Genomic DNA, 12,433 nt, shown 5'->3' with positions numbered 1-12,433 from the left:
CTGATTTCAACCGGAAGCGCAGTGCGGGTACTCTGTACCGTCTGCACCGGTGTCTGCCCATGCCGTGACGAGCGATCCCTTCGGGGACCTCCGACTGTCAGTGGCTGCCGATACCGTTGCGTACGCATAACAACCCTCCTGCCACGGAACGACCGTGGCCGCTGAGTCCAAAGGAGGTGGGTTCCACATGCGTCACTACGAAGTGATGGTCATCCTCGACCCCGAGCTGGAGGAGCGCGCAGTCGCCCCTCTGATCGAGAACTTCCTCTCCGTCGTCCGTGAGGGCAACGGAAAGGTCGAGAAGGTCGACACCTGGGGCCGTCGTCGTCTCTCGTACGAGATCAAGAAGAAGCCCGAGGGCATCTACTCGGTCATCGACCTGCAGGCCGAGCCTGCGGTCGTCAAGGAGCTCGACCGCCAGCTGAACCTGAACGAGTCGGTCCTCCGGACCAAGGTCCTCCGCCCCGAGACCCACTGAGCCTCCCGCTCAGCTGGTCCCGGGATTTCGAGTAGCAGCACCAAAAGCAGCCAGCAGCAAACCCGCCGAGAGGTTCCCCTATGGCAGGCGAGACCGTCATCACGGTCGTCGGCAATCTTGTCGACGACCCCGAGCTGCGCTTCACCCCCTCCGGTGCGGCGGTCGCGAAGTTCCGTGTCGCGTCCACCCCGCGCACCTTCGACCGGCAGACCAACGAGTGGAAGGACGGCGAAAGCCTGTTCCTGACCTGCTCGGTCTGGCGTCAGGCAGCGGAGAACGTGGCCGAGTCGCTCCAGCGAGGCATGCGCGTCATCGTGCAGGGCCGGCTGAAGCAGCGGTCCTACGAGACCACCCAGGGCGAGAAGCGCACGGTCTACGAGCTGGACGTCGACGAGGTCGGCGCCAGCCTGCGCAGCGCCACCGCCAAGGTCACCAAGGCCGCCGGCCGAGGCGGCCAGGGCGGTTACAGCGGCGGCGGTGGAGGTGGCGGCCAGCAGGGCGGCGGCTGGGGTGGAAACTCCGGCGGCGCTCCGCAGGGCGGCGGCGCTCCGGCCGACGACCCCTGGGCGACGAGCGCTCCCGCTGGTGGCAACCAGGGTGGCGGCGGCGCTGGTGGCGGCGGCTGGGGTGGAAACTCCGGCGGCTCCGGCGGTTCCGGTGGCGGCTACTCGGACGAGCCCCCCTTCTAGGCCTTCGGGCCGAGGGGTGGGCCGTACCCACACTTCTTGATCACACAGGAGAAACACCATGGCGAAGCCGCCTGTGCGCAAGCCTAAGAAGAAGGTCTGCGCTTTCTGCAAGGACAAGGTCCAGTATGTGGACTACAAGGACACGAACATGCTGCGGAAGTTCATTTCCGACCGCGGCAAGATCCGTGCCCGCCGCGTGACCGGCAACTGCACGCAGCACCAGCGTGACGTCGCCACGGCTGTCAAGAACAGCCGTGAGATGGCGCTGCTGCCCTACACGTCCACCGCGCGATAAAGGAAGGGTGACCGACTAATGAAGATCATCCTTACCCACGAGGTCTCCGGCCTCGGTGCCGCGGGCGACGTCGTAGACGTCAAGGACGGCTACGCTCGCAACTACCTGATCCCGCGGAACTTCGCGATCCGTTGGACCAAGGGTGGCGAGAAGGACGTCGAGCAGATTCGTCGCGCTCGCAAGATCCACGAGATCCAGACCATCGAGCAGGCCAACGACATCAAGGCCCGCCTCGAAGGCGTCAAGGTCCGTCTGGCCGTCCGCTCCGGCGACGCCGGTCGTCTCTTCGGTTCCGTCACCCCGGCCGACATCGCCACGGCGATCAAGGCTTCCGGTGGCCCCGAGGTCGACAAGCGCCGCATCGAGCTGGGCTCGCCGATCAAGACGCTCGGCGCCCACGAGACGTCTGTGCGTCTGCACCCCGAGGTTGCCGCCAAGGTCAACATCGAGGTCGTCGCCGCCTAAGCGCTGCGCTCGCTGAAGCGGTTGGGGCCGCACCCTTCGGGGTGTGGCCCTTCTGCGTGAGCGGACTCGCGGGCGGTGGCCTGGCGAGTCGGGCGGTCTGGTTCCATGGGGAACCTGAGCACGCCGATGTTTCACGTGAAACGGCAGGAATCGGGTCGATGTTTCACGTGAAACAGGAGCCGTGGAGCAGCACCGTACGGTCCTCTCCGTGATTTCAGCGCGTGGCGCCCGTGACCATCCAGCGGCCTGAGCGGGCTCGCAGCCACAGAGTCAGCATGCGGACGGTCATCATGAGCGTCATCGCACCCCAGAGGGCGGTGAGGCCGCCACCGAGTGTCGGTAGGAGCAGGGCCACCGGTGTGAAGACGGCGAGTGTGATCAGCATCGCCCAGGCCAGGTAGGTGCCGTCGCCCGCGCCCATCAGCACACCGTCGAGGACGAAGACGATCCCGCAGATCGGTTGCGACAGCGCGACCATGAGCAGCGCAGGCAACGCCGTGTCCTTGACCATGGTGTCGCTGGTGAACAGGGGCAGGAACAGCGGACGGCTGACGATCACCAGCAGGCCCAGCACGATTCCGGTGGCGATGCCCCACTCGACCATTCGGCGGCAGGCCTGGCGGGCACCCCTGGTGTCGTTCGCGCCGAGGTAGCGCCCGATGATGGCCTGCCCTGCGATCGCGATCGCGTCGAGCGCGAAGGCGAGCAGACTCCACAAGGACAGGATGATCTGGTGTGCGGCGACGTCCGCGTCCCCGAGCCGTGCCGCAACAGCCGTGGCGATCATGAGGATCGCCCGCAGGGAGAGGGTGCGCACGAGAAGCGGCACGCCCGCCTGGGCAGAAGCCCGTATCCCCGCGGTGTCGGGGCGCAGTGAGGCGCCGTGCCGGCGTGCGCCCCGGACGACGACCGTGAGATAGGCCGACGCCATGCCCCACTGGGCGATCACCGTGCCCCAGGCGGAACCGGCGATGCCGAGATCCGCGCCGTAGACGAGGCCCAGGTTCAGGGCGGCGTTGGCGACGAAGCCGGCGATGGCGACGTACAGCGGGGTTCTGGTGTCCTGGAGTCCGCGCAGGACGCCGGTTGAGGCGAGGACGACGAGCATGGCCGGGATGCCGAGCGCGGAGATCCACAGGTACGTGGCCGCGTACGGGGCCACCGTGTCCGAGGCGCCGAAGAGGTCCACGAGTGCGGGTGCCGAGGGCAGGACGACGGCGATGACCGCGCACCCGAGCAGCAGGGCGAGCCAGATGCCGTCCACTCCCTGGCGGATGGCGGCCTGGAGATCGCCCGCGCCGACGCGTCGGGCGACGGCGGCCGTGGTGGCGTACGCGAGGAAGACGAAGACACTGACCGCTGTGGTGAGCAGGACGGAGGCGATGCCGAGTCCGGCGAGTTGCGCCGTGCCGAGGTGGCCGATGATCGCGCTGTCGGCCATGACGAAGAGGGGCTCGGCGATGAGCGCGCCGAAGGCAGGGACGGCCAGTGCGACGATCTCTCGGTCGTGCCGGCGCCGGGCAGCCTTGGGTTCAGCGGGAGCCTGTGTCATGACCACCAATCTAATCTTCCACAGGTAAGAGATGCAATGCGCTTGTGACTATTACCTCTCCGGCTGAGGCGCGCGTTGCGGTGTGCTGCTCGTGGAGATCTTGGCCCGATGTGGAAAGTTTTTCTTCTGCACAGCCGGTGGATGGGAAACGCACTGGTCAGAGGTGGTGTGTCGAAAGTCGCGAAAGCTTGTTCACAGGGCTGTCCACCGGGTCGTGCACAGGTTTTGCGGAGTTCTCCACAGCATCGGGGCCGTCGTCCACATGGCCTGTGGATAACCAGATTGGCTGACGGTGCGGACGGGCCTACGGTGGTGCGGCGCCCGCTCCTTCTCCCAGCCTCGGAAACGTCACAAAACCGACGCGCCGGAACCGGAGTTGGGCGTCTTATTTGTCAGTGCCGTGCCGTAGAAAAGAGGGGCACGGCGAGGTCCGCTCTGCGGACGGGAGGAGGTGGCTCGGTGAGTATTTCCGAGCCCTTGGACGATCCGTGGGCCGACAGCGGTCCCAGTGATCGTCTGCCACCCTCCCGACAACGCCGCGAAGGAGGCCGGGGCCGCGACGAACAGCACGACCGCGGTCGCGAGAACGGCGCCTGGGAAAGCGAGAGCACCGCTTTCGAGCGTGTACCGCCCCAGGATCTCGACGCCGAGCAGTCGGTCCTCGGCGGCATGCTGCTGTCCAAGGACGCGATCGCCGACGTCGTCGAGGTACTCAAGGGCCACGACTTCTACCGGCCCGCGCACGAGATCGTCTACACGGCGATCCTCGATCTCTATGCGAAGGGCGAGCCGGCCGACCCCATCACGGTCGCGGCCGAACTCACCAGACGGGGCGAGATCACCAAGGTCGGCGGCGCTCCCTATCTGCACGCGCTGGTGCAGACGGTGCCGACGGCGGCGAACGCCGAGTACTACGCGGAGATCGTGCACGAGCGGGCGGTCCTGCGGCGGCTGGTCGAGGCGGGAACCCGCATCACCCAGATGGGATACGCGGCCGACGGGGACGTCGACGAGATCGTCAACAGCGCCCAGGCCGAGATCTACGCGGTCACCGAGCAGCGCACCACGGAGGACTATCTGCCGCTCGGCGACATCATGGAGGGCGCGCTCGACGAGATCGAGGCGATCGGCTCACGTTCGGGGGAGATGACCGGTGTGCCGACCGGGTTCACCGACCTCGACCAACTCACCAATGGTCTGCACCCCGGCCAGATGATCATCATCGCGGCCCGCCCCGCCATGGGTAAGTCGACGCTGGCGCTGGACTTCGCCCGTGCCTGTTCGATCAAGCACAACATGCCCAGCGTGATCTTCTCCCTCGAAATGGGCCGCAACGAGATCGCCATGCGTCTGCTGTCCGCCGAGGCACGTGTGGCCCTTCACCACATGCGCTCCGGCACGATGACCGACGAGGACTGGACCCGGCTCGCGCGCCGTATGCCTGACGTGTCGGCCGCGCCGCTGTACATCGACGACTCCCCGAACCTGTCGATGATGGAGATCCGTGCCAAGTGCCGCCGCCTCAAGCAGCGCGCCGACCTGAAGCTCGTGATCATCGACTACCTCCAGCTGATGCAGTCCGGCGGCAAGCGTTCCGAGAGCCGCCAGCAGGAGGTCTCCGACATGTCGCGAAACCTGAAGCTCCTCGCCAAGGAACTGGAGCTGCCGGTGATCGCGCTGTCGCAGCTGAACCGTGGCCCCGAGCAGCGTACGGACAAGAAACCCATGGTCTCCGACCTGCGTGAGTCCGGCTCCATCGAGCAGGACGCGGACATGGTGATCCTCCTGCACCGCGAGGACGCCTACGAGAAGGAGTCGCCGCGCGCGGGCGAGGCGGACATCATCGTGGGCAAGCACCGAAACGGCCCGACGGCGACGATCACGGTCGCCTTCCAGGGTCACTATTCACGGTTCGTGGACATGGCCCAGACGTGACGCGTGCCCCGCGGAGGGGGGAAATGTGCTCGACGCAACGCGGCACGACCGATGGACTTGTCCCATGACAACACCTCAGGACGAGCTTCTTCCCGGCACGCGGCGGGCCCTGCTGCATCGGATCGCCGCTGCCCAGAGCGAGGGGCGGGCGCCGTCGTTGGTCGCGGCGGTGGTGCGCGGTGGAGAGACGGTGTGGACAGGGGCGCGTACTTCGGTGGACGGCCACGCCCCCGATGCCGACGTGCAGTACCGGATCGGTTCGATCACCAAGACCTTCACCGCTGTACTGGTGATGCGGCTGCGCGACGAAGGGCTTCTCGACCTCGTCGATCCGTTGGAGAAGCATCTGCCGGGTACCGGCGCGGGGGAGGCCTCCATCGCCGAACTGCTCGCGCACACCGGTGGGCTGGCGGCCGAGTCGCCCGCACCCTGGTGGGAGCGGACACCGGGATCACTGCGACCCGAGCTGGCCGACGTACTCGGGGACCGGCCGTTGCTGCATCCCGTGGGCCGACGCCACCACTACTCGAACCCTGGCTACAGCGTTCTCGGCGCGCTGGTCGAGGAGTTGCGAGGTGCTCCGTGGGAGGACGTGCTGCGCCGTGAGGTGCTCGAACCCTTGGGGCTGGAGCGGACCAGCGGGCAGCCGCAGGCGCCGCACGCGGGTGGCTGGGCCGTGCATCCCTGGGCCGATGTGCTGCTCCCGGAGCCGACGGAGGATCTCGGACGGATGGCACCGGCCGGTCAACTCTGGTCCACCACAGGAGACTTGGCGCGCTTCGCCGCCTTCCTCGCCAAGGGGGACGACCGGGTGCTGAGTGCCGCGTCGGTTGCGGAGATGCGTACGCCGGCCGCTCCGCCCGAGCCGGAGGACGTGGCCGAGGGTTCGGCGTACGGCCTGGGTATGCAGGTCCAGTACCGGGACGGCCGACTGCTGGTGGGGCACGGAGGATCGCTGCCCGGGTTCCTCGCGAGTCTCACCATCAGCGTGGCGGACGACCTGGCGGCCGTCGTCCTGGCCAACTGCACCTCTGGTCCGCCGGTGTCCGCGGTCGCCGCCGACCTCGTAAGGATCGTCGCGGAGGCTGAGCCGCGGATTCCCGAGCCGTGGCGCCCGTTGCCCGAAGTCGACAGAGGTGTACTGGAGTTGACGGGCCAGTGGTACTGGGGGACCACCCCTTATGCGCTGAGGCTGTCGGTCGACGGGGGCGTTTCGCTGGGTCCCTTGGCCGGCATCGGCCGCCGCTCGCGCTTCAGGCCGAACGGCGACGGAACCTGGACGGGCCTCGACGGCTACTTCGCCGGAGAGCTTCTGAGGGCCGTACGAGGGCCGAACGGAGTCGTGGACCACCTGGACCTCGGGTCGTTCGTCTTCGTGCGTCAGCCGTACGACGAGGGGGCGTCCGTGCCGGGTGGGGTGGATCCGGAAGGGTGGCGCGGGATCAGCTAGGCGCCGACTGCGGAGAAGCGTCATGTTTCACGTGAAACATGACGCTTCTCCGCAGTGTTTCAGAGCTGGAGTTTGAAGCCCACATGTGAAGGCGTGAAGCCGAGCCGTTCGTAGAAGCGGTGGGCTTCCGTGCGCGTGACGTCCGAAGTCAGCTGAACCAACTGGCAGTTCTCCCGGCGCGACGTGTCGATCGCCCACTCGATGAGCAGGCCGCCAAGACCGTTGCCGCGTTCGGCGGCGTGCACACGCACACCCTCGATGATCGACCGGGTCGCGCCCTTGCGGGACAGTCCCGGAACGATCGTCAGCTGGAGCGTGCCGACCACGTGCCCCTCGCGGGCCGCGACGACCAGATGCTGGTTCGGGTCGCCGGCCAGACGGGCCAGTGCGGTCAGGTACGGGGTCAAGTCGTCCGGTGACTCGCGCTGCGCGCCCAGCGGGTCGTCGGCGAGCATGCCGACGATCGCGGGAACGTCCGCCATGGTCGCGGGCCGTATCTCAAGATCTCCCATGGTCGCACCCTATGCGGGGAGGTTGGAACACCCAGGTGCTGCTCGCCATGGCGATGACCGTTCTCGGCTTCGGCGGTGTCTTCGCCGCCATCACCTGCATCGCGCCGATGATGACCCACGTCGCCGGTTTCACGGACGGCTCCGTCACCTGGCTGCTGGTCCTCTTCGGCGTCGGCATGGTCGGGGGCAACCTGGTCGGCGGCAGGTACGCGGACCGCGCCCTGATGCCGCTGCTGTACGTCTCCCTGGGTGCCCTGGCCGTCGTACTCGCCCTCTTCACGGTCACCGCCCATCACAAGGTCCTCGCGGCCGTCACGATCGCGCTGATCGGTGCGCTGGGCTTCGCCACCGTCCCGCCGTTGCAGAAGCGGGTCCTCGACCAGGCGCACGGTGCGCCGACGCCGGCCTCGGCCGTCAACATCGGTGCCTTCAACCTCGGCAACGCACTCTCGGCCTGGCTCGGAGGCATGGTGATCGCGGCGGGTCTCGGCTGCACCGCCCCCACTGGGTCGGCGCCGCTCTCGCCACCGGCGCCCTGCTCCTCGCCTTCGTGTCGGCTGCCCTGGAGCGGCGCGCCGGTGGACGCGGTGCAGTCGTCACCGGCGACCCGTCTGTCAGGCAGCAGGCAGCGCTCCGCCGGTGACCCGGGCCGGGCGGCGCGAGATCGGAGCCGCCGCGTCTTCCGGCAGCCGGTGTGTGCGTCTCTGGCCGCGGGTCCTCAGCCCGCTGCCACCGTCAGGGGTGCGAAGCGCCGCTTCCAGTCACCGGGCAGTTCGGGGATTCCGTAGGTCATCACCGCGTTGAGGTCCAGCGCCGCCAGCCCGCGTTCCTTCACCCATGCCAGCAGTTCCTCGTGCCGTACGTCGATGTCCGTGCGCAGCGGGCGGTCCGTACGGGCGGCGAGTGAGCCGAGGAGTGCCTTCGCCGTCGCCGTGTCTCGGGCGATCAGCGGACCGACGACATGGGTGTCCATGTTGGGCCAGGCCGCCGCGTAGCCGATGATCCGGCCGTGCTCCTCGGCGACGCGCAACTGGTCGGAGAAGGCGGGCAGCCGAGTGATGATGGGGGTGCGGTCGGTGCCGAACACCTCCTCGTCGAGCCGGATGATTTCGGCGAGATCCTCGGCCGTGGCCGCGCGCGTGGCGACTTCGGGCTCCGGCCCCCGAGGCGTGAAGTGGCCGCGCACCATCACAGCCTCGCCGCTGACCTTGAAGCCGAGTTCTTCGTAGAGAGGGCGGCCGTTCGGGGTCGCGTGGAGGGTCAGTGGCGTGGTGCCCATCGCGGCGACGACGTGCCGCATCAGCCGACGTCCGACGCCCTGTCCGGCGTGCCGCTCGGCGACCAGCACCATGCCGATGGCTCCCAACTCGGGGTTTCCGTACAGTCCGTACTCGGTGACGACACATGCGGCGACCAGTCCGCCGCCGGGGTCGTCGATGCCGTAGCCCTTCCCGGCCGTGAGCAGGAGACCCCACTTGTGCTCCTCACGGGGCCAGCCCCGGTCCTCGGACAAGTCGGCGCAGGCGGTGAGATCGCGATGCGTCAGACGGCGGACGGGCAGCTCAGCGAGGGAAGGAGTCGGCACGCAGGTCAGGCTGTCCGACCGGCGCCCCCGACGTCCACCTGTTTGCGGCCGTACGCACGCTCTTTTGGCCATGTCGTGCCGGTCCGTGCAGGGCATGGACAGATGTTTCACGTGAAACGCTGAGCATCGGTCATCGGACGACAGGCCATAGCCTCGGCACCCATGACGAGACTGCATCTCTTCGACCTCGACGGAACACTGCTGCACGGCTCGGCGGCCCCCGTCGAGATATCCCGGCAACTCGGGCTCGACCGCGAAATTGCCGAGTTGGAGCGGGACTTCGTGGCACGGCGTGTCGAGCCTGTGGAGTACGCCCGGCGCGTGCGCCTTCTCTGGGCGGAGTTGACGGTGGCCCATGTCGACGCGGCCTTCGCGGAAGCGCCCTGGCTGCGGCGGATCAGGGAGACATGGGACGAGATCCGGAGCCGAGGGGAGTACTGCGCTGTCGTCTCTCTGTCGCCCTCGTTCTTCGTCGAGCGGCTGACAGGGTGGGGCGCGCATGCGGCGCATGGCTCGCGCTTCCCGGCGGTGCCCTTCACGGAGCCGCTGGACCCCGCCGGAATCCTGACGCCCGCGGCCAAGGTGGAGATCGCGGACCGGCTCTGCGGGCGGTTCGGGCTGACCCGGACGGACTGTGTCGCGTACGGCGATTCGCTCTCCGACGCGGAACTCTTCGCGGTGGTACCCGTTTCTGTCGCGGTCAACGGCGACAGCCATCTGGTGGGCCTCGCGACCCACACGTACGCGGGGCAGGATTTGTGGGATGCCTATGAATTGGTGTGCGGCGCCCGGTAGTTGAGGGAATTGATGGTTCGCCCCTTGCTCGTCTGCGGTGAACAAGGGCGGGACTTGTGCGCTCGCCGACGGCCGGTATGGTCGACTCCGGTTCCTGTCCGTACCGGGGGTTCGTATCCCGCACGCGTGGCAAGAGCGGGGCAATGGACCCTAAGGGGACGGAGAGATCGAAGACTCGTATTTCCGGTTACGCGGCGGAGGCACGGGTTGAATGTGGCCGCATTGGACAGGGGGCGAACGGGGAAAGCAAGCCGTCAGCGGGGGAACGCGAGCACATTCCGACCCAGGAAGTGCGCAGACCGACCGAAAGATGTTCGAGGCGAGGCAGACCATGGACGCTCCGACCACCACGTCGGCCGACAACGGCACTTCCGACGGCAGCGGCGGGGGCGGCTGGTTCAAACCGCGCAAGCAGCCGGAGACGCCCCCGGGCGGTGAGCAAGAGGCAACAGAAGGCAATCGACTGGCCGCGTTGCGTCCCGTGGGAAGGCCCACTGCAAGCGCCGCCACGAGCCCTTCGCCGGATGCCCACACCCGTCAGGACGGGGCCGAGCCTCCGCCGAGGGAAGATCGAATACCCGTGCCGCCGGCCCCTGAACCCCCGGCGATGCCTCCGACTTCCGCACCTCTGCCTCCGCTGCCCCTCGTTCCCGCGTCACCGCTTCCCGCGCCCTTCACTCCCGCGCCTGCGGCCACCGAGACCCCGGTTCGCCCCCCCTTCGCCCCGGTGACCCCGGCTTCCACGGCGTCGGCTTCCGACACGTCGACGGGGGCCCCCGACCCAGTTCCCCCCGCACCGCTCCTCAGCCCGGTGCCGGCTCTCGCGGTCACCACCTCCGAGGCTTCCCGCACTCCCCCCGCGCAGCACTTCGAACCGCGCCTGCCTGTGCAGCCGCACCCTCCGGCTTCCGAGCCGCTCCAGCAGCCGTCCCCGGACGCGGTGCTCATCCGGCGGACCATGGAAGCGGTCGGTCCTGTCGCCGACAAGGCCACCTCGTACTTCTACGCGCTCCTCTTCGTACGCCATCCCGAACTGCGTTCACTTTTCCCGGCCGCCATGGACACCCAGCGGGACCGGCTGCTCAAAGCACTCCTCACCGCCGCCGAGCACATCGACAACACCGAGGTCCTCGTCGCGTATCTGAAGAACCTCGGCCGCGGCCACCGCAAGTACGGCACCCGCCCCGAGCACTACCCGGCCGTCGGCGAGTGCCTCATCGGCTCACTGAGCCGGTATGCCGCCGAGATCTGGGACCCGGAGACCGAAGCGGCCTGGGTACGGGCGTACACGACGATGGCGCAGGTGATGATCGACGCTGCCGCTGTCGACGAACTGCGCGCTCCGCCGTGGTGGTACGGGGAGGTGGTCTCGCACGACCGCAGGACCCCGGACGTCGCCGTCATCACCGTCCGGCCCGACCAGCCGTACCCGTTCCTCGCCGGGCAGTACACGAGCCTGGAGACGCCGTGGTGGCCCCGCATCTGGCGGCACTACTCATTCGCCTCGGCGCCCCGCTCCGACGGTCTGCTGTCGTTCCACGTGAAGGCGGTGCCTGCGGGCTGGGTCTCCAACGCGCTGGTACACCGTGCCCAGCCCGGAGACATCGTCCGGCTCGGACCGCCCGCCGGCGCGATGACCGTCGACCACACCACCAACAGCGGCCTGCTCTGTCTGGGTGGAGGCACCGGAATCGCGCCCATCAAGGCACTGGTCGAGGACGTCGCCGAGCACGGTGACAGGCGGCGGGTCGAGGTCTTCTACGGTGCCCGTACAGATCTCGACCTGTACGACATCGACACCATGCTGCGGCTTCAGCAGAGCCATTCCTGGCTCTCGGTGCGCGCGATCATAGACCAGCAGGCGAATCTCCAGCTTCCCGACGCCGTACGGGAGTACGGGCCCTGGTACGAGTACGACGCCTACCTGTCGGGCCCGCCCGGGATGATCCGCAGCGGTGTGGACGCGCTGCTGCGCGCCGGAATCCCCGCGGAACGGATCCGCCACGACTCGGTGGAGGAACTGGTCGCCACCGGCAACTGACCCGGCTGCGCGCTGTCAGCCCAGGTCGGGCGCGTGCATCGCCCGTACACCCTCGATGTTCCCGTCCAGATAGTGGCGCAGCGAGAGCGGTACGAGATGGACGGAGGCAATGCCGACCCGGGTGAAGGGGATACGGACGATCTCGTACTCGCCGCAGGGCTCGTCGATTTCGGGGCCGTGTCGCAGCGAGGGGTCCATGGTCTCCAGACGGCAGACGAAGAAGTGCTGGACCTTCACGCCCGTGGCGCCGCCGTCCGCGCCGATGTGCTCGACGGTGTCCACGAAGCAGGGCACCACGTCGGTGATCTTGGCACCCAGCTCTTCGTGCACTTCACGGTGCAGGGCGTCGACGACGGTCGCATCGTCCGGTTCGACGCCGCCACCCGGAGTGAGCCAGTAGGGATCAACACTCGGCTTGGTCCGCTTGATGAGGATCAGGTCGTCGCCATCGAGCAGGATGGCGCGTGCGGTGCGCTTGACCACGGGTCGGACGGTCATGGGAGAAATGTGGCCCGGCTGGTTCCACGTGAAACATGTCGGCCCCCCACGAAGTGCTCTCGACGAAGCAAAGGCGCTGGACCGCATGAGGTGAAATGCCTGTTTCACGTGAAACATCGCAGAGCTCCGCAGAGGTCC

General features: G+C 68.0%; 12 protein-coding genes and 1 pseudogene. 9 read left to right on the top strand and 4 right to left on the bottom strand.

The annotated features are described in order from the left end of the window. Positions 1-187 precede the first annotated feature (187 nt). The 4 genes from rpsF (at position 188) to rplI (ending at position 1,927) form a co-directional block, all read left to right on the top strand. Complete coding sequence (gene rpsF / locus OG595_RS20810; protein WP_329273985.1) at positions 188-478, top strand: 30S ribosomal protein S6; 291 nt, start codon at positions 188-190, stop codon at positions 476-478. Positions 479-558: 80 nt separating this feature from the next. Beyond that, complete coding sequence (locus OG595_RS20805) at positions 559-1,167, top strand: single-stranded DNA-binding protein (RefSeq protein WP_329273984.1); 609 nt, start codon at positions 559-561, stop codon at positions 1,165-1,167. Positions 1,168-1,225: 58 nt separating this feature from the next. After that, entirely contained in the window at positions 1,226-1,462 is a 237-nt protein-coding gene (rpsR, locus tag OG595_RS20800; RefSeq protein ID WP_006381652.1) for a 30S ribosomal protein S18, read from the top strand. Positions 1,463-1,480: 18 nt separating this feature from the next. Further along, the gene (rplI, locus tag OG595_RS20795) at positions 1,481-1,927 is read left to right on the top strand and encodes a 50S ribosomal protein L9 (RefSeq protein WP_006381650.1); all 447 of its coding nucleotides are present in this window, start codon (positions 1,481-1,483) and stop codon (positions 1,925-1,927) included. Positions 1,928-2,141: 214 nt separating this feature from the next. On the opposite strand, the gene OG595_RS20790 is transcribed toward rplI, so the two are convergent. Beyond that, complete coding sequence (locus tag OG595_RS20790; RefSeq protein ID WP_329273982.1) at positions 2,142-3,479, bottom strand: MATE family efflux transporter; 1,338 nt, start codon at positions 3,477-3,479, stop codon at positions 2,142-2,144. 459 nt (positions 3,480-3,938) lie between these two features. On the opposite strand from OG595_RS20790, the gene dnaB reads away from it, so the two are divergent. Beyond that, a complete protein-coding gene (dnaB, locus tag OG595_RS20785; RefSeq protein WP_329273981.1) occupies positions 3,939-5,414 on the top strand; it encodes a replicative DNA helicase in 1,476 nt (491 codons plus the stop codon). A gap of 64 nt (positions 5,415-5,478) precedes the next feature. Next, positions 5,479-6,864: a serine hydrolase domain-containing protein gene (locus OG595_RS20780; protein WP_329273980.1), complete on the top strand. Its 1,386-nt coding sequence runs from the start codon at positions 5,479-5,481 to the stop codon at positions 6,862-6,864. 59 nt (positions 6,865-6,923) lie between these two features. Here OG595_RS20780 and OG595_RS20775 read toward each other — a convergent pair whose 3' ends face one another. Next, positions 6,924-7,376: a GNAT family N-acetyltransferase gene (locus OG595_RS20775; protein ID WP_329273979.1), complete on the bottom strand. Its 453-nt coding sequence runs from the start codon at positions 7,374-7,376 to the stop codon at positions 6,924-6,926. A gap of 5 nt (positions 7,377-7,381) precedes the next feature. Here OG595_RS20775 and OG595_RS20770 point away from each other — a divergent pair. Further along, positions 7,382-8,019 (top strand): annotated as a pseudogene (locus OG595_RS20770) (MFS transporter); the annotation flags it as partial. 75 nt (positions 8,020-8,094) lie between these two features. On the opposite strand, the gene OG595_RS20765 reads toward OG595_RS20770, so the two are convergent. Beyond that, the gene (locus OG595_RS20765; RefSeq protein ID WP_329273978.1) at positions 8,095-8,961 is read right to left on the bottom strand and encodes a GNAT family N-acetyltransferase; all 867 of its coding nucleotides are present in this window, start codon (positions 8,959-8,961) and stop codon (positions 8,095-8,097) included. A gap of 162 nt (positions 8,962-9,123) precedes the next feature. Between OG595_RS20765 and OG595_RS20760 the strand changes: the two genes are divergently transcribed. Together OG595_RS20760 and OG595_RS20755 are read left to right on the top strand one after the other, a co-directional pair. Then, positions 9,124-9,756, top strand: coding sequence for an HAD family hydrolase (locus tag OG595_RS20760; protein ID WP_329273977.1), 633 nt, complete (start codon positions 9,124-9,126; stop codon positions 9,754-9,756). 310 nt (positions 9,757-10,066) lie between these two features. Beyond that, positions 10,067-11,797, top strand: a complete 1,731-nt coding sequence (locus tag OG595_RS20755; RefSeq protein WP_443073092.1) for a globin domain-containing protein — start codon at positions 10,067-10,069, stop codon at positions 11,795-11,797. A 15-nt stretch (positions 11,798-11,812) separates the two neighbouring features. Here OG595_RS20755 and OG595_RS20750 read toward each other — a convergent pair whose 3' ends face one another. After that, complete coding sequence (locus OG595_RS20750) at positions 11,813-12,295, bottom strand: NUDIX hydrolase (protein WP_329273975.1); 483 nt, start codon at positions 12,293-12,295, stop codon at positions 11,813-11,815. Positions 12,296-12,433: the final 138 nt, after the last annotated feature.

It is taken from the genome of Streptomyces sp. NBC_01451, assembly GCF_036227485.1.
Classification (GTDB): domain Bacteria; phylum Actinomycetota; class Actinomycetes; order Streptomycetales; family Streptomycetaceae; genus Streptomyces.
The sequence above is the reverse complement of the archived record's forward strand: the minus strand, read 5'-3'. Positions and strand labels throughout refer to the sequence as shown.